Origin of the sequence: Pseudomonas sp. TTU2014-080ASC (assembly GCF_001446935.1) — a bacterium.
GTDB lineage: Bacteria > Pseudomonadota > Gammaproteobacteria > Pseudomonadales > Pseudomonadaceae > Aquipseudomonas.
In genome coordinates this window covers 959,020-977,102 of record NZ_LKKK01000001.1, presented here as the reverse complement: position 1 = coordinate 977,102, position 18,083 = coordinate 959,020, and the positions used below count along the sequence as shown (strand labels likewise).

The 18,083-nt window shown below is 58.7% G+C and carries 12 protein-coding genes; 8 read left to right on the top strand and 4 right to left on the bottom strand.

Annotated elements, in window-relative coordinates; genetic code table 11:
• The first annotated feature begins 165 nt into the window (after positions 1-165).
• Positions 166-2,895 carry a LuxR C-terminal-related transcriptional regulator gene (locus tag AO726_RS04445; RefSeq protein WP_058066827.1) on the top strand — a complete coding sequence of 910 codons (2,730 nt, stop codon included), beginning with the start codon at positions 166-168 and terminating at the stop codon, positions 2,893-2,895.
• Here AO726_RS04445 and AO726_RS04440 read toward each other — a convergent pair.
• Positions 2,884-3,753 carry a hypothetical protein gene (locus AO726_RS04440; protein ID WP_058066826.1) on the bottom strand — a complete coding sequence of 290 codons (870 nt, stop codon included), beginning with the start codon at positions 3,751-3,753 and terminating at the stop codon, positions 2,884-2,886. The genes AO726_RS04445 and AO726_RS04440 overlap by 12 nt on opposite strands.
• A gap of 83 nt (positions 3,754-3,836) precedes the next feature.
• On the opposite strand from AO726_RS04440, the gene AO726_RS04435 reads away from it, so the two are divergent.
• From AO726_RS04435 to AO726_RS04420, 4 genes are all read left to right on the top strand, one after another.
• Positions 3,837-4,505 (top strand): TetR/AcrR family transcriptional regulator, encoded by a 669-nt coding sequence (locus tag AO726_RS04435; protein WP_058066825.1) that lies wholly within the window; start codon positions 3,837-3,839, stop codon positions 4,503-4,505.
• A 74-nt stretch (positions 4,506-4,579) separates the two neighbouring features.
• The gene (locus tag AO726_RS04430) at positions 4,580-5,521 is read left to right on the top strand and encodes an alpha/beta fold hydrolase (RefSeq protein ID WP_058066824.1); all 942 of its coding nucleotides are present in this window, start codon (positions 4,580-4,582) and stop codon (positions 5,519-5,521) included.
• An 8-nt stretch (positions 5,522-5,529) separates the two neighbouring features.
• Positions 5,530-5,865 carry a helix-turn-helix domain-containing protein gene (locus tag AO726_RS04425; protein WP_058066823.1) on the top strand — a complete coding sequence of 112 codons (336 nt, stop codon included), beginning with the start codon at positions 5,530-5,532 and terminating at the stop codon, positions 5,863-5,865.
• A gap of 118 nt (positions 5,866-5,983) precedes the next feature.
• Complete coding sequence (locus AO726_RS04420) at positions 5,984-6,883, top strand: LysR family transcriptional regulator (protein WP_082629047.1); 900 nt, start codon at positions 5,984-5,986, stop codon at positions 6,881-6,883.
• Between the two features lie 5 nt (positions 6,884-6,888).
• Here the strand turns inward: AO726_RS04420 and AO726_RS04415 are convergent, their stop codons facing one another.
• From AO726_RS04415 to AO726_RS04405, 3 genes are all read right to left on the bottom strand, one after another.
• A complete protein-coding gene (locus tag AO726_RS04415) occupies positions 6,889-8,382 on the bottom strand; it encodes a WS/DGAT/MGAT family O-acyltransferase (protein WP_058066821.1) in 1,494 nt (497 codons plus the stop codon).
• Positions 8,383-8,488: 106 nt separating this feature from the next.
• Positions 8,489-9,304, bottom strand: a complete 816-nt coding sequence (locus AO726_RS04410) for an esterase/lipase family protein (protein WP_058066820.1) — start codon at positions 9,302-9,304, stop codon at positions 8,489-8,491.
• Between the two features lie 37 nt (positions 9,305-9,341).
• The gene (locus AO726_RS04405) at positions 9,342-11,024 is read right to left on the bottom strand and encodes a long-chain-fatty-acid--CoA ligase (RefSeq protein WP_058066819.1); all 1,683 of its coding nucleotides are present in this window, start codon (positions 11,022-11,024) and stop codon (positions 9,342-9,344) included.
• Between the two features lie 409 nt (positions 11,025-11,433).
• On the opposite strand from AO726_RS04405, the gene AO726_RS04400 reads away from it, so the two are divergent.
• From AO726_RS04400 to AO726_RS04390, 3 genes are all read left to right on the top strand, one after another.
• Positions 11,434-13,974, top strand: coding sequence for a LuxR C-terminal-related transcriptional regulator (locus AO726_RS04400; protein ID WP_058066818.1), 2,541 nt, complete (start codon positions 11,434-11,436; stop codon positions 13,972-13,974).
• Between the two features lie 101 nt (positions 13,975-14,075).
• Positions 14,076-15,878, top strand: coding sequence for an acyl-CoA dehydrogenase (locus AO726_RS04395; protein WP_058066817.1), 1,803 nt, complete (start codon positions 14,076-14,078; stop codon positions 15,876-15,878).
• Between the two features lie 40 nt (positions 15,879-15,918).
• Positions 15,919-18,024, top strand: a complete 2,106-nt coding sequence (locus tag AO726_RS04390) for a 3-hydroxyacyl-CoA dehydrogenase NAD-binding domain-containing protein (RefSeq protein ID WP_058066816.1) — start codon at positions 15,919-15,921, stop codon at positions 18,022-18,024.
• Positions 18,025-18,083 lie beyond the last annotated feature (59 nt).

Genomic DNA, 18,083 nt, shown 5'->3' with positions numbered 1-18,083 from the left:
GCCTCAGGGCCGGTTTTTTTATGCCCGGATTTTTAACGAATTAGGTGTTCTGGGGTGATATGAATATGCCATTATCTTGGCGTCGACTATTCAAATCGTAAAAACAAACCGATAGTCTTCGGGCCTCTGGATGTGTTTCAGCACGCTCACCACAGGAAGAGGTTGATGCCAGACTTGTCACGAAATCCGGGAACGCCATCTTCTGGCACTATCCATGCTGGCAGCGCATTTTTTCGCCCGCCGTTGCCGTTGGGGTATGTGCCGCGTCCGCGTTTATGTGAGCACCTGCTGCAAGGAATCAGCGGGCGTTTACTGCTTATCAGTGCACCGGCGGGCTTTGGCAAAAGCTCGTTAGCCATCGAATTTTGTGAGCACCTACCAGAGCATTGGCATAGCCTTTGGCTTGGCCTGAGTGCCCGTGACAGTGAGCCGGGGCGCTTTCTGGAGCGGCTGGTGTGCGGGCTGCAACAGTTTTATCCCGGCGTGGGGCAAGAAGCGCTTTCGCTATTGCGCTTGCGTCAGCGCCATCAGCCGTTTGCCTTTGAACAGTGGATGGATGATCTACTGGATGAACTGGCGCTGCGGCTTGATCCCGAACAGCCACTGTTGCTGGTGATTGATGATTACCATCTGGCGCAGGGACCGGTTCTGGATCGCAGCCTGCAATTTCTACTCAATCACCTGCCGGCTGGATTAGCCATGCTGGTCACCAGCCGCCAACGTCCGGACTGGCATTTCGCGCGGTTGCGTTTGTCCCGCCAGTTACTGGAACTGAATGAACAGGATCTGCGCCTGACCGACGCGGAATGCTGCGAGCTGCTGGCAAACCAAGGCACTGAGTTATCCGCGGAGGAGCGGGCCATTTTGCTGCAGCGCAGTGAGGGTTGGGTCGCTGGCCTGCGTTTGTGGTCACTGGCGGCGGGCGAGGCACACAGCACAGATGCGTTACCTGTGTTGCTGCAGGGCAGCAATGAGCTGATCCATGACTACTTGCTTGAAGAAGTCATCGAACGACAGCCGCCCGAGGTGCAGACTTTCCTTTATCAGACTGCCAGCCAGGAACGCTTCTGCGCCGATCTGTGCGACGCCTTGCGTGATGCGATGGACAGCGCAGCCATCCTCCAGCATCTGCAGGCGCATCAGGTTTTCCTGGTTCCACTGGATGAGCAGGGCAAATGGTTTCGCTATCACCACCTGTTTTCAGATTTGCTGCGCAGCCGTCTGCAACCGTCTCCGAGTCTGCATCTGCGTGCCTGCCGCTGGTTCAGTGGCCAGGGATTGCTGGATGAGGCGATTGAGCAGGCGTTGCGCGCGGGGCAGCCCGATGTGGCGGCCAATTTGGTGCAGAACCTGTCTGAAGATCAGCTATTGGGTGAGCAGAATGTCGCCACCTTACTGCGTTGGAAGATGGACTTGCCGGACAGCCTGCTGATCAGCACGCCACGCCTGATTCTGATGTACAGCTGGGCACTGACCATGGCCTGCCAGCTGGATGCGGCGGAAGATTTATTGATGCGCCTTGAGCGCTACTTGCCGGGGCGCGAGCCTGCTGAGCATGAGTCTTTGCTGGCGCAGTGGCTGGCTTTAAGCGGAGTAATTGCCAGGGGCCGCGGTGATACGGCCAAAGCACGCAGTTATTGCACGGAGGCGCTGAGCTGCCTGCCTACTGATCGCTATGGTCAACGCTTGTTATGCCTCTCGACCTTATCCAATCTCGCCGTGGTGCAAGGCGATTTATGGCGCGCCAGAGGGCTTAATCGAGATGCCCTGGAGTTGGCACAGCGAGTGGGTAATCCGTTGTTTGAAGCGCTGACGCATTACGACCGGGCACGGGTGCTGCAGGCCAGAGGCGAAATCCTCCGGGCTATGCAAGAGGTGCAGGCCGGGCAGCAGTGCGTTGCGCGCCTATCAGCCCAGAAACAGTACGCTATTCGTGGTCGGTTGATGCTTTATGAAGGCTATCTGCTTAGCCTGCGATTGCAGCCTGAGGCTGCCCGCGAGCGTCTGTTGGCTGGTATTGCTGAGGCTAAAGCCTGTCGGGATATCAGTGTGCTGATCGGCTACTGCGTGTTGGCCAATCTTGAGGGGCGCTGTGGCAACCTCAGCCGCGCGTTCGCCTGCCTGGCAGAGGTTGAGCGTTTGATGCACATCTGGGATGTGCCGCCGGTTTACCACCTGGCCATGATTACCTTGGTTAAATGTGAACTATGGCTGCGTCAGGGGCAGAGTGAACTGGCTGGGGCTTGGCTTAAGCGTCTGTTGTTGGCTTATTGCGGGCAGCAAGCGGCGGCGGCCCCGGAGTTTCATCCGCAGATCGCCATGCACATCCAAATTTTACTGGCCTCACTCGAGTGTTCCTCCGGTCTGTATCACGAGGCCGAGCAGCGCTTGCGCGGGCTGATCTTGCAAGATCAGAGTGACGGCGGTGGGCTGGTGGCTGTGGCTGCGCAAACCCAACTGACCCGGTTGTTGTTGCAGCGGGGGCGCGAAGACGAGGCCCGCTATCAACTGCGTAGTGCGGTGCAGAATGCTTCTGGCGGAGGCCTGCTGCCTTTTGCTGAGCTGATCCGCGAGCAGGCTGATTGGCTGCGCCGCCAACTGAACGAAGTGCCGTCATCGTCCTTGCGGGATGATCTGCTTAATCTGCTGCCGCCAGTTCTTATGGCCGCCGCAGCGGGCGAGTCGGAAACGGATCTGATTGAACCGTTGAGCAGCCGTGAGTTGTCTGTCTTGCAGCTGATTGCGCAGGGCTGCTCCAACCAGGAAATCAGCGAGAAGCTGTTTATCTCGCTGCATACCGTGAAGACTCATGCTCGCCATATCAACAGCAAATTGGGTGTTGAACGTCGCACTCAGGCCGTGGCCAGAGCGACAGAACTGGGCCTATTGAATTGATTGCGCAGGCAGGGACAGATCTATCTGAGCTTTAGGCTTAGCAGCGGGTTTGGCGTTGGCGGCGGCCAGTTTGGCTTGGACATCCTGCTCGATGGCGACAAGCACCGGCTCAAGTTGTCTCATGCTGCTCTGCACTGCGCTATAAGGATGCTGGCTGGCCAGCTCAGCGACACGCTGCAGCAGGTTATGGCGTACATCGCCAGTCAGGTGCACAAACAGCTCGGGTAGCTGTTTGCTGAGTTCGGCAGCGTATAACTCCAGTTCTTTGCGGCCAAATTGTTGGGTCAGCCCCAGGTAATCCAGCGCGCTGGAGGTGAGCATGGCGGCTGCTTCTTTGGTTTCCTGCAAGCCTTGCAAGCGCACGGGGTTGGTTTGCTCAGTCTGCGACAGAGTGGTCCAGAACTCGGTGGTGAGGGTGAATAGCACGGCCTGTTGGCGCAGCGAGTAACTCATCAAACTCAACGCTTCGGCCGCATACGGCTGCTGCACAGCGCGGAAGTCGAAATACAGGCGCATCAGTTCCTTTAACCGGAACAGTACCTCTCGGGCTTCATTCTGGCGCAGTTCCAGTGGCGCGTAGATGTTCAGCTGTGGGCGGAAATTTTCTTCGCTGACCATGCGCTCATAGATCGGCCCGGTGAACTCGCCGCTACGCCGGGGCAGGGCGTTGAGCTGAGTCGTATTGACTTGCTCCAGTGCTTCCAGCAACTGCTGATAATCGCCGCTGCGCCAGGGCTTGTGGATATCCGGGATTTTATGGCCGAGATAAAACAGTTCCGCCGCCTGCAGGGGCGTTAGCAAAACCAGTAAAAGGATGGCCAGCGGGAAGGGCCAGCGGAGTGTTAGCGTAGTCGGCACTGTAACGATCCTGCGGTGATGGCTGGCTAAGAGTAACCAGCTTGCTTGGCTGCCGTCACCGGGCCTTGGTTGGGAAATTAATGATGCAGCAGGTTGACGCTGAGTTAGGTGTGGTTCGCGCGGTGTTTGAAGACCTTGGCGGCTACGGCGCGCTTGCCCAGGAACAGGGCGGCGAAGGACCGCTGGTGGGGCATCTGCAGCGCACCAATATTCAACTCGCGGCGATTCCTGTGTTCACTCGTAAAGGCTTGCAGGACACCACGGTGAATGACCTTCTGCTAGCGGCCAATGTGTCGCGGCGGACGTTTTATAAATATTTCGACAACAAGATTGAGGTGCTGGAAGCCATCTACCAGACCGCTGTGGGCTTGTTGTTGTCGCGCTTTGCCGAGATGCAGAGCGTCGCGGGTAGTCCGCAGGCCTGGCTGCGCAGCATGGTGGCGCGTTTTTTTGACTACCACTTGGCCGTTGGCGCGATCATTCGTCTGATGCAGGAGGAGGCGCTGCGTGCAGATTCGCCGCTGGCTGCCCATCGTCAGCGTGCCCATGAGGAAATGGCGCGTCTGCTGGCGGAGCGTTTGGATGGTATTAGCAAGCCGACTGAAACCCTGACCTATCGCGCCTTGCTGTGGGCGCTGGAATCTTCCTCACTGGACTTGCTGGGACGTGCGGCGAGTCGTGAAGAAATTGAGGAGGCTAAACGGATTCTGAGTGACCTGTTAATCGCTGCGTTATGCCCTGAGCAGGGCTAATCCAAGGTTGGGGCGGCAAGTGCCTGTCGGCGTGCGATAACAGCGCTATCCCTTTACCGATGTGAGGTTCGCCCGTGAATGCCCCAATTATTGCACCCGCTCCGTTGGCCACTGGGCTGGCACGTTTTGGCTTTGGCGAGCTGCCGCTTGCAGGTCTGATTAACCGCTATGGCCATCCACAGTCGGGCTCGTGCTATGTCGAACTGGATGACTTTACCGTGCATTACCGCGATGAAGGGTGTGCCGATAAACCCGTAGTGGTCATGATGCACGGGGTGGCGTCCTCACTGCACACTTGGGATGAGTGGGTGCCGTTCTTTCAGGACAATTACCGGGTTATTCGCTTGGATTTGCCAGGGTTTGGTCTGACTGGGGCTCCGAGCAAGGGGGGCGGTTATTTTGCTGAGCGCATGCTGGGCGTTTTGATGATGCTACTTGACCACCTTGGCGTTGAGAAAGCCAGTTTAATCGGCAACTCGTTGGGCGGTTACATCGCTTGGAATTTCGCCCTGGCGCACCCGCAGCGTGTGGAGAAGCTGGTGTTGATTGACCCTGCGGGCTACCCCATGCGCAAGGTACCCTGGATGATCGCTTCAGCGGCGTTGCCCGGTGCGACGCTGGCCATGCCGTTGTGGATGCCCAGAGCGCTGATCAGTCAGGCGATGCGTGAGGTATACGGCGATCCGGGGCGGGTTAAACCCGGCGTGGTGGATCGGTATTACGACCTGAGCCGACGTCCAGGTAATAGGCGGGCGATGATGGAGATCTTCCGCGTGCTGTTGCAGGTCAACCGCAATGAACTTCAAAACTCTGCTACGCGGATTGCTGCGGTCAAAGCTCCGGCATTGTTGCTTTGGGGGGAGTTAGACCGGTGGATTTCACCGGAGCATGTGGCGTTGTGGCAGCGAGATCTCCCCGGCATTCGCGTGGTGACGTACCCCGGTGTCGGGCATATCCCCATGGAAGAAATTCCCGAACAAAGTGCGGCTGACACTCTGGCCTTTTTGCGTAGTTGAGTTCGGTTATGTCTGTCGGTAAGCGCAATGCGCCTGGAGTTGACTGGACCGCCCAGGTTACGCAGTTGTTGGCGCTGTCCGGGCTGCCGTTACCCTCTTTGGATGAGGCCGCGCGCCAGTTGCATGTCAGCGGCCGCAGTTTGCGCCGTTATCTGGCTGAGCAGGGTGGGTGCTATCAGCGCTTACTCGATCAGGAGCGCCGTCAGCGTGCATTACGCTGTCTGCAGGACGGTAAAACGCCCATCGCCGAGCTGGCTTTCGAGATGGGGTTTAGCGACCCATCCAACTTCCGCAGAGCCTTTAAACGCTGGACTGGCAAGGGGCCTGGCTGCTACCGCGAATAAAGGCCACGTGCATCACAATATCAGAAAGTACTTATATGCCTAGTGCTTTCGCGTATTCCTGAGCTGGTCAAATTATGAGCTACTTAAGCCTGGATTAGCTCAAGTGTAGAGCCGAAAAATGCTGACATTAAAACAACTCAGGCATCTGCAGGCCGTGGTCCGCCACGGCAGTATTCACCGCGCCGCGGACACGCTTCACGTCACCCCGCCAGCGCTCACGCGTAGCCTTGCAATTCTTGAGGAGGAGCTTGGGGTTCAGCTGTTCGACCGGAGTAAAACGGGGATGCACCCTACGCCGTTCTGCGATCAGATTCTGGCGCGCTGTGTAAAGCTGCTGCTCGATGTGGACGATCTTTTGCGGGAGGCCTCGCTATATCGCAAAGTCGATACCGGCAGGCTCAATCTGGGGGTGGGGCGTGGAATCAGGGAAATTTCATTGCGTCCGGTACTGCCGGAGTTTATTTCCCTTTACCCGAAGATTCAGATCCATATCACCGAGGGCAGCCCGGAGGAGTTGGTTAAGGGGTTGCGCAATCGCCAGTTCGATCTGTTGTTGGCCAGCTTCAACGGCGTGAATGACAGCGAAGGGCTGCGGGTACAGGAACTGAAGTCGGTGCCGTCGCCGATTTTTGTGCGCAGCGGCCATCCGCTGCAGGACAAAAAGGGCGTCAGTCTGCTGGAGCTGTATGAGTATCCGATGCTCTCGGCCAGCCAGTTGGCACCGAACCATCCGATCTCCCAGTACCTGGCCAAGCCCACAGGGCTGCCGCCTGAAGTGCACCTGTTGAGCAGTGACTATGAGCTGCTTAAACAAACCCTGCTGCGTACCAATGCCTGGTTGCCTGCTCCAGTTTCTCAGTTGAGTGCAGAGCTGCGTTCAGGTGAGTTAGTGATACTTGATGTGCCGGGCTGGGCGTTTACAGCGCAGATCAGCACCATTGAGCTGAGCGGGCGTACCCGCTCGCCCGCCGCTCAACACTTTATTGATCTGTGCATGCAGAGCCTGGATCGCTGGTAGCGATCCTAGGCTTTGCGCTTGGTGTGCGGAGCCAGCCTGGCAGGTTTATCCGTAATCTTATGCACGGTGTTGTTATCCGGCTCGGTGGGCTGGACCAGCTGGAACAGGCGCTGGTGCTCCTCAAGCAGGTAATCACCCAGTTCGTTGAGGTCCGGCAGCGCCTTGCGGCAGGCAATCAAACCGTAATCCATGCGTCCGTTGTAGCTGGCGACCGTCACATTCAGGGCCAGGCCGTGACAGGGGATTGATACCGGGTAGTAGCTGATGATTTTCGCCCCTGCGAAATAAAGCGGCACCGGGATGCCGGCGACATTGGAGATGATCACATTGGCCAATGGCGGCATCCAGTTGGCCATGCGGGAGCGTCCGTACAGCGAGGCCATGCCCGAGATCAGCCAAGGCGCTGCGATTACCGGGAAATCAGTCGGCAAAATAGACCTGAAGGTGTTAAGCGACTGTTTGCTGCGTTTCATGGTTGCGCTGATTTTCTGCAGGCGGCTGGCCGGGTCATCCTCGTCCGTGGCCAGATCCACCATCATCAAACTGACTTGGTTGTTCGCTGAGGTATCGCCAGACTCACGCAGACTTGCCGGTATAGCCGCATGCATCGAACGTTCGGGCAGCTCGTCGGTGTCGCGCAGGTAGTTACGCAGCGCACCGGAAACGGTGGCCATCACCACGTCATTGAGGGACACGTCGAGTGTTTTGGCGATTTGTTTGATTTCTTTCAGCGCTACAGTGCGTCCGGCAAAACTGCGCTGGTTGGTAATCGCTACATTCAGCGGGGTACGCGGGGCCGTCCAGCGTTCGGGCTGGACCAGCGCGCCCAGTTGGCTGAGCAGCGAGCCTTCGCGGCCACGCAGGGCGTTGAAGGAAACTCGGCCCATTTCAGGTAGCAACTTCAGCGCTTTGAACGCCTGCTCGCCGGTATTGCGCACAGCGGCGGCAGCCAGCTCGGCAACCCCAAGCTGATACTGATTGCGGCGCATTTTTGCGCGCGGTGGGCGGACTTTTCGGCCGCTGGGCTCGGTGTCGAACAGGGCCCGGCCGACTTCAATCCCTGCCTGACCATCAATGGCGGCGTGGTGCAGCTTTGAGTAAAAAGCCACTTCGCCGCTCTTGAGCCCGTCGATGATGTAGAACTCCCACAGCGGGCGGCTGCGATCCAGCAGGCTGGAGTGCAGGCGGGCCACGGTTTGTTGCAACTGGCGGTTGCTACCGGGTTTGGGCAGCGTCATGTGGCGGATGTGGTGGTCCAGGTCGATGTCTTCATCATCCACCCAGACCGGGTTGGACAGATCAAAGGGCATGTTGGCCAGTTTGCGGTTGAATACCGACGCCAGGTGCATGCGTTCGGCCACGAAGGTTTTGACGTCATCAAAAAAAACCTCCCGGCGCTCTTCCGGGACTTCAAGCACTTGCAGCGAACCGACATGCATCGGCATTTCTGCTGACTCCAGGTGCAGAAACATTGCGTCCATTCCACTGAGATGTTTCATCACGTCGTGCTCCATTGGGCGAACCCGGGTTGGCGCGGGCTGTCTCGCCGTTATACGAGTAATCTGAAGCGCTGAAACTGCACTGACCGGCTGCTGCCGGTGAGATTTAGCGCGTTGTCGGAGCGGCCAGTGGGTGGCTGCGTGTCAGCCAGCGACATAGCCCGGTTGCCGCAAAGGGTTTCCAGTCCGATTCTTTCTGAGCCAGACGCTCGCCCACGATGAACCACACCATGGGGTTGATTCCGAGGCCCAGGTGACTGGCGCTTTTCACCTCGATGTTGTCGATTTGTTTACCCTGTTGTTCGAGGCTGCCTTTCCAGCCGACGATGCCGTCTGCGCGGCTGAAGATTGATGTGGTTGGCACGGGTGGTGCGCCTTCGCCGCGCTCAACTTCCTGCTCATGTCCGGCATTGAAATGCTGGTACAAACGCCAGACATTGGTGCTGGTTTGCGGCGTGCCATACAGCGGGCTGCCGAGGGTGATGACTTGCCTGACCCACTGCGGATATTGACGGGCCAATTCGCGGGCGAGAATCCCGCCCAGACTCCAGCCAATCAGACTGACTTTGCCGCCTGAGCTGTCATGTAGTTTGTTTAACTGTTGCACCAGCTGGGCGACCACGCCATTGCGTGGCCCCAGGTTGCGGCCCTGGAGCCAACCCTGAGTGCGGTATCCACGCCGGTCGAGGAACCGGCGCAGGGGCAGGGTGGAGCTGTCACCGGCGAGAAAGCCCGGAATAATCAAAACGGCATGACCATCACCTGCCGGTACGTGCCGCTGTAGCCAGGGCATGGCCAGGGGTACGGACAACCATTCCAGAACTGCCCGGCCTTCCAAGGCGAGCAGGAGTCTGGACGGGCCAGTGTTTTCCTCCGGTGCCCCCGGTTTATCCGGGGGCGTGGTAGGGGATGGGGCATTCATCGGGTGCATCTCCATTGCGCTGTGTGCAGTAAACGGCTTAAGCGTTTAATTCGTCGTGAAGCATTTTCTTGGACAGCTTGCCCACCGGTGTTTTGGGCAGGGTTTCACGGAATTCGATGGCCTGGACCATTTCGTGCTTGCCCAGACGGTCTTTGAGGAAGTGCTGCAGCTCCTCCAGTGCAAACGGCGCATGGCTGTCGCGCAGCTTCATGTAGGCCTTAGGCGACTGTCCGCGATACTCATCGGGGATGCCGATGACCATCACTTCTTCAACGGCCGGGTGCGCGTAGATGGCCTCTTCAATCACTCGCGGATAGACGTTGAAACCGCTGCACAACAGCATGTCCTTGGTGCGGTCGACGATGTACAGGTAGCCGTCCTGATCCATATGGCCGACGTCGCCGGTGCGTAAGAATCCATCCGCGGTGAAGCTTTCGGCGTTGGCCTCCGGCTTGTTCCAGTAGCCGAGCATAACGCTGGGGCTGGCAATGCAGATTTCACCCGGCTGGCCTGCCGGTACCTCCCGTGAGCTGTCGTCCAGGTCGCGTAGGCTGATGGTCACGTTCGGCGCTGGAATCCCACAGGAACCCGGTCGTGGCTGGCTGAACACCGGGGTAAAGGTGCCGGTCGAGCAGGTCTCGGTCATGCCCCAACCTTCGGTGATGCGGCAGCCGGTCTGGCCCTTGAAGCGGCTGACCAGCTCTACCGGCAGCGGGGCACCGCCACTGACGCAGATTTTCAGGGAATCGAGGGTGAACTCGCTGATGCGCGGATGGCTGCTCAGGGCGGTGAACATGGTCGGCACGCCGGGGAACAGGCTGATGCGGCCAGTGTGGATTTCATTGAAGACTGCCTCGGGATCGAACTTGACCATCAGCACGATCTCCGCGCCGATGCGCACCGACAGCAGCATTTCTACGACCATGGCGTAGACGTGGAACAGCGGCAGCACGGTCAGCACCCGCTCTTTGCCCACATGCAGCAGTTGATCATTATCCACGCTGGTCAGGGCGCACATGGAGGTGGCGGCCGTCAGATTGGCGTGGCTGAGCATCGCGCCTTTAGGCAGGCCGGTGGTGCCGCCGGTGTATTGCAGCACGGCCAGGGCCGAGGTTGGATCGTCAATCGGGTAGGTTTGGTAGTCGCCTTCGTTATCCAGCAGGGCTGCGAATGACAGGATGTCGGCGTTATAGCTGACGTCAGCCAGTTGCCCTTGCTGGCGCAGGCCCTGCTGAATCTGCTCCGGCGCGGCGGAGTATTCCCCGAGTGAGCCAACGATGAGTTTTTGCAGGCGGGTATGCTGCAGCAGCTCGGCCATTTTCGGGTAAAGGGCCTGTAGGTCCAGGGTCAGAAGGATGTCGGTCTGGCTGTCTTCGATCTTGTGTTCAAGCACGCAGCCCGCATCCAGCGGTGAGTAGTTCACCACGCAGCCACCCGCTCGCAGAATCGCAAAGAAGCTGATGATGTAGTGCGGCACGTTAGGCAAGAACAGGCCCACATGCACGCCGGGCTTGACGCCCAGTGCCTGCAAGCCTTTGGCGGCCTTGTTGATCAGTTCGCAAAGCTCCAGATAACTGAGCTTGCGCCCCATAAAGTCCAGAGCCGGCCGTTGCGGCCATGTGGCAACTGCTTGATCCAGGTCTTGCAGCAGATTGCGGGGAGGAAGCGCGGTATCCCAGCGCACACCTTCAGGATAGGCGTTAATCCATGGGGCTTGCATAACGAGTCTCTTGTTCTAATTAGTGGTCGTTTCGTGCCGAACGAGGTGCTCTATTGGCACGCTTGTGTTGTGAGGTTATGGCTAGAAAACGACCGCTGAACAGTTCAAAAAACTCAGGGCGAGTTAAGTGAAAGTTACTGCAACACTTTGGTTTTAGTTCTGCGTAAGGCCGGTAATATGGGGCGTAAGAACAGTTTTTGGGTCTGTCGGAGCCGTTACCCCAGCACCTATACTCAGATTCAGCTGATGGATTATTCCGCTGCGCATCCTTCGTCAGTACCGGCACTTTTTCATGCAAATACCAGTTGTGAAATTGAATAAAATTCGACCGCCGGTCATGCCTTCATGCACGATCGTTCGGACCGAATTGCTCGCTTGTCTACAGCGGGCTGGCCAGAGCGGTTGCCGCTTGAGCCTGCTTTGTGCTCCGCCGGGTTACGGCAAAAGCACACTGATGGCGCAGTACGTGGCCGGGCTTGAGACGCCTTGGGCGTGGCTGCGTTGTGAGGCGCAGGATAATCAGCCGTTAAGCTTGCTGCTGCACCTGCGGCAGGCGTTAGGCCTACCCGCCGCTGCGCCCCAGCAGACATTCAACGCTCAGCAGGTGTGGGCTGAAATCAGCAGTCATCTGGAGCAGCAAGCGGTGTTCACGCTGGTGCTGGATGACCTGCATGAGCTGCATTCGTCTGCCAGCAAAGGCTTTATCAACGACCTGCTGCGTCATGCACCCGCGGGCTTGCACCTGTTGGCCGGGAGTCAGGGCCAGCCGCAGATTGCCTTTGGCCATTTACGTCGTAATGGGCAATTGCAGCTGATTGATAGCTATCAGCTAGAGCTGAGCAGCAGTGATATCGAAGCCCTGGCCCGTGCCCGTGGTACGCCAATTGCCAGCGCGTTGGCTTACCAGTTGCGGGTGGCCAATGAGGGCTGGATCAGTGGTGTGCTGATGGGCTTGCAGGCCTGTGTGGCGAGCAGTCAGGCACTGCCGCAGTTCAGTTCGGCACAGGAGAATCAGGTTCTGGGGTGGCTGAGCCAGTATTTCCGGGAGGAGGTGCTAGCTGCGTTGCCGCCGCGCGTTCAGCATTTGCTTGAGCGCTTATCCCTGCTCAACGCTTGGGATGATGCCCTGGCCGTTAATCTCAGTGGCTTTGCTGATGCGCCCAAACTGCTGGAGCGCTTGCTGGCCGCCGATGTGTTTATCCGCCACAGTCCAGATGAGCGTTTGCCCTACCAACTGCATCCGCAGTTACGTCTGGCTCTCTACCAGCGCGCTCTGAAACGCTCAGTGCAGGACCTGCAAAAGCTGCACCGTCAGGCTGCGCAGTGGCTGTTGCAGCAGCGCTGCTACACCGAAGCCATGTTGCAGTTAGGCCGTGGCCGGGATTTCAAAACCTTTCTGCTGACGCTGGAACAGCACAGCTTTGATCTGCTGCGTGAAGGCAAGGTTAATGAGGTGATGGCGTTCATGGCGGAGCTGCCGGGTTTCAGCGCTGATGACCATCTCACCCTGACCATCACCGAAGCCAGTGTGGTGACAGTGATCGGCGATATCCAGCGGGCCGCCGGTTGTATGCGGCGACTGCAGCGCCAGTTGGGCGCGCGCCTACTGTCGGTGCAACGGCGGCAGCGCTCCTTGCAGACGTTGGCCTTCTTGCGCAGTCGTCTGGCTTATTTGGGGGGCAATTACGCGCACGGCATTGAGGTGGTGAGCCACGCCCTGCATGAGTACCCACAAAGCAATGCTGCCACGGCGGTGTTGCTGTTCAACCGTGGCAGCAATTTGCTCGCCCTTGGCCAGCTGCGCTTGGCGCGTCGGGACACGGAGGCGGCACTGGCTCAGATTGAACCGCTGCAATTTGCCGGTTATGCCAATTTGCTGCACTGGCAGTTGGGGCAAATCGAGCTGGCCCAAGGTCAGTTCGATCAGGCCAAAACGCGCTTCACGCAAATGGCCAAAACCCCGGCGGGGGAGCAGGGCCACGGTTTTTATGATCTCTATCAGGTGCTGGGGATGGCACAGGTGGTGTTGCAGGCGGGTGAAACTGCACAGGCCAGTGCTTATCTGGCTCAGGCTGAAACTCTGGCGCTGGGCTTTGCCCAAGGTTTCGGTTTGCCTTGCGTCTTGCATCATCAGGGACTGTGTCTGTTAGCCAGCGGCAAACCTGAGCAGGCAAGGGCGCGTTGGGATGAGGCGCGGCGTTTGGCCCGCAGCAGCAAGTTATTCGGCTTGTACCGGCAGACTGGCGCGCAGCGGGTGCGCCTGGCGGTGCGTGAGCGGGATCAGGATTTCATCATGGGCTGGCTCGGTGAATGGCATTGGTGCACGCGCCGTTACGCTGAGGCTGTGTCCGCCGAGGAGTGGCTGGCCTACGCCTGGGTGCAACGGCATCTGGGCCAGCATCCAGTTGCGGGCAAAATCGTTCAGCAGCTGCGGGAGCAGGCTGAGCTGGAACAGGATCAGCAACTGAGCATTGAGCTGCACATTCTCTCGGCCACGCTTTGTCAGGATCAGGGGGAGCGGGGGGCAGCTTTGCAGCATCTGGAGCAGGCTCTGCAAATGACCGCCGCTGTGGATTGCAGTCGCCTGCTGCTGCAGGAAGGTCGCGAGCTTGAAGAGCTGTGGCGGCAGTTACTTACCCCAGCGCTGCGCCGCCAGTACGAGCTGCTGCAGCCCTTGCCGGAGCGTGAACAACTGGCCGGGCTGTTGCGCGAGTTGGGCGGGCGCGAGCAGAACAGTCAGGCGCTGGCTGAACCCTTGACCCGGCGTGAGCAAGATGTACTCAGACGCATCGCTCAGGGCCAGCAAAATCAGCAAATTGCTGATGCGCTGTTTATCAGCCTGAGCACAGTTAAAACCCACATCAACAACTTATTCCGCAAACTGGACGCAGCGGACCGTGAGGCAGCAGTTCAAGTCGCCAGGGCCTTGAATCTAGTGACGGAGGAGTGAATTCCACCCGCTTGAGTTGAAATCTCCACCCGCAGTTGGACGCGGGCAAAAAATGGCTTTGCTACAACAGCGCCTTGCCATTATTTGCTTGCGAGACTGCCATGACCGACCAGTTGCTCAACGACCGCGATGTACGCTTCCAACTCTATGAGATGCTCGACACACAGTCGCTGCTGCAGCGTCCGCGTTACGCCGAACACGATCTGGGCGTCTTCGATGCCACGCTGGAAACAGCCCGCACCTTAGCTCAGCAGTATTACGCACCGCACAATCAGAAAGGTGACGCCAACGAACCCACCTTTGACGGCGAAAAAGTCAGCCTCATCCCAGAGACCAAAGCGGCCTGGGATGCCTTTGCCGAGGCGGGCTTTCTTGCTGCTCACCACGATTACGAAGACGGTGGTCTGCAATTGCCGGAAGTATTGCTGCGCGCCTGCATGGCTTACTTCAACGCGGCCAATATCGCCACGGTGGGTTACTCCTTCCTCAGCATCGCCGCTGCCAACCTGATCAAGAGTTTTGCCAGCGCAGAACTCTGCGGCCGCTATCTGCCGCCGATGCTCGATGGTCGTTTCAGTGGCACCATGGCCATGACCGAACCCGGTCAGGGGTCAGCATTGGGGGACCTGCGCACCAGCGCACGTGCAGCCGAAGATGGCACCTACCGCATTACCGGCAGCAAGATGTTTATTTCCGGCGGTGACCACGAACTGACCGAAAACATCGTGCACATGGTGTTGGCCCGCATCGAAGGTGCTCCGGTCGGTGTGAAGGGTATTTCCCTGTTTCTGGTGCCCAAGATTCTGGTCAATCAGGACGGCAGTTTAGGTGCACGCAATGACGTCGCCCTGGCCGGTCTGTTGCACAAAATGGGGTATCGCAACACCACCTCAACCGTGCTCAGCTTTGGCGAGAAGGACGGTGCGGTCGGTTACCTGGTCGGCGAGGCCAATAAAGGTCTGGCCTATATGTTCCAGATGATGAACGAGGCCCGTGTTGGCGTGGGGCTGGGTGCTGCCAGTCTGGGTTATCAGAGTTTTGTCCATGCGCTGGACTATGCCCGCGAGCGTCCGCAGGGCCGCCATCCCGGCAATAAAGACCCGCTCAGCCCGCAGGTGCGCATCATCGAACACGCTGATGTGCGTCGCATGCTGCTGCAGCAAAAGGTCTATGCCGAAGGCAGCCTGTCGCTGTGCCTGTACGCCAGTAGTCTGGTTGAAGACAGCCACACTGCTGCCGATCCGATCCAGCGACGTGAGGCGGCTGAACTGCTCGATCTGCTCACGCCGGTGGTGAAAAGCTGGCCATCGCGTTATGGCCTGTTGGCCTCGGAGATCGGTATTCAGGTGCTGGGCGGCTCGGGCTATACCCGCGAGTACGTGCTTGAGCAGCTGTACCGCGACAACCGCCTCAATCCAATTCACGAAGGTACCGAAGGTATTCAGGCAATCGACCTGCTGGGCCGCAAGCTGGGCCCACGCGGTGGTGATGGCTACGGGCTGTTCCTGAACAAAGTCCATCAGACCGTGGCCGATGCGACCCAGGACAACCATTGCATGCTGTTAGCCACAGCCCTGCGCACGGCCCTGCGGATAGTTGAGCGCCTGACTGCGGATATGCAGGAGCAGGTCGCGGCCAATGCGGACCTGGGCTTGAGCAATGCCACCGCTTTCCTTGATGTGTTCGGCAAGCTGGTGCTGGGGTGGAACTGGCTGTCCCAGGCACTGGCTGCCAGCCGTGGCCTGCAGGCCGGTGCCAGTGGCACCGAAGCCGAATTTTATCAGGGCAAATTGCAGGCCGCCCGCTACTTCATGGACTGGGAATTGGCAGGGATCGAAGGCCGGGCGCGCCTGCTCAGCACCGCCAACCGTATCTGTTTTGACATGCGCGACAGCTGGTTCTAACCGCCGCCGCTCCGATTATGTACAAGTAAAAGGAATGACCATGAACGAGTTTGTTCATTACCGCGTGGAAAACAATCTGGCGCTGATCGCGCTGAACCGACCGCCAGTCAATGCCCTTGGCCAGGGGCTGCGCGAGGCCTTGCAGCAAGCCCTTGAGCGCGCTGCTGGTGACACCAACGTGGCAGCCATCATCCTGTACGGTTCACCCTTTAGTGCCGGTGCTGATATTAGTGAGTTCGGCACCTCGGCCAGCCATGCACAACCTTCGCTGCCGTATGTGCTGAACTATCTGACCTCGCTGAGCAAACCGACCCTTGCCGCTATCGAAGGCCTGGCGCTGGGCGGCGGACTGGAGTTGGCGCTTGCATGCGGCTACCGCATCGCTGCACCGGGGGCGCGTCTGGGCTTACCGGAAATCAACCTCGGTTTGCTGCCTGGAGCCGGTGGTACCCAGCGTTTGCCACGTCTGGTGGGAGCCGAAGCAGCCTTGGAATTTATCCTTCACGGTGTACCGCTCAAGGCTGAGCGCGCCGTTGCGCTGGGCATTGTTGAACGGGTGGCGCATCGGGTGGAAAGCCTGCTGGATGAAGCCTGCGCGTACGCCGAAGAGCTGATCAGTTCTGGTGCGCCGGCGCAACCGAAAGCGCCTTTCGAAGAGCCGGAGAAGGGGCTGAGCACAGACTTCTTCACCGACTATTTGCAGCGCCACGCTCAGCGCTGGAAAGGCCGTCAGGCTCCGCAGCGCGTTGTGGCTGCGGTACAGGCCGCCTGCGAATTGCCACTGGAGCAAGGCCTGCAGCGCGAGGCCGAGTTGTTTGTCGAGGCTGAAGCCTCAGCAGAGTCTGCTGCGCTTCGCCACGTATTCTTTGCCGAGCGTGAAGCCGGTCGCGTACCCGGCGTTACAGCCGAGACGCAACTGCGCACGGTGAACAAAGTCGCAGTCATCGGCGCTGGCACCATGGGCGGTGGGATTGCGATGAACTTCGCCAATGCCGGGATTGCCGTGACGCTGCTGGAGCAGAAAGGTGAGGCATTGGATCGCGGCCTGACGCAAATCCGTAAGAACTACGAAATCAGTGTCCAGCGCGGCAAGCTCACGGCCGATCAGCTTGAGCAACGCATGGCACTGCTCAGCGGAACATTGGACTACGCGGACCTCGCCGATGCTGATTTGGTTATCGAAGCGGTTTTCGAAAACCTGCAAATCAAACAGCAGGTATTCCGCACCCTTGATGAGGTGTGTAAGCCCGGCGCAATCCTGGCCAGCAACACCTCGACGCTGGATGTCGATGCCATCGCTGCTGTCACCCGCCGTCCGCAGGATGTCATCGGTCTGCACTTCTTCAGTCCGGCCAACGTCATGCGCCTGTTGGAAGTTGTGCGCGCCCGGGAAACCTCGCCAGAGGTGCTGGCTACCACGCTGAAGCTGGCCCGCAAGATCGGCAAGATCGCCGTAGTTTCCGGCGTGTGCTTTGGCTTTATCGGCAACCGTATGTTCGAGCCCTATGGCCGCGAGGCATACCGCCTGCTGCTGGAGGGTGCTTCGCCGACGCAAATTGACCAGGCGCTGACTGAGCATGGTCTGGCTATGGGGATGCTGGCGGTGCAGGACTTAGCCGGTATCGATATCGGCTATCTGATCCGTGAATCGCGTCGCCAGTACATCGCTCACGACCCGAGTTACTGCAAGTTGGGGGATGCCCTGTATGCCGAAGGCCGTTTCGGCCAGAAAACCAAGGCTGGTATTTACCGTTACGAAGGCCGCGAGCGTGTGGAAGACCCGCATGTGATTGAGCTGGCCAAACGGCTGGCAGCTGAGTTGGGGATTGAGCGGCGGAAAATTTCAGATCAGGAAATCGTCGAGCGTTGCCTGTTCAGCCTGATCAATGAAGGTATTCAGCTGCTTGATGAAGGTATCGCTTTGCGCAGCAGTGATATAGATCTGGTCTTCCTCAATGGCTATGGCTTCCCGGCTTGGCGTGGCGGCCCTATGCATGAGGCTGAGCAAATGGGCCTGGATAACCTGCTGGCGGTTATCAACTACTACCGTCAGGCCCTGGGTGCTTATGGTGAGATGTGGTTCAAGCCCGCACCAATGCTGCAACGCTTGGTGGATGCCGGTAAACAGCGAATCGAGAAAATCTGAAGGACATGAGCAGGGCCGAGGTTTACTCGGCCCTTATCGCCTGGAACTAGATAGGACGT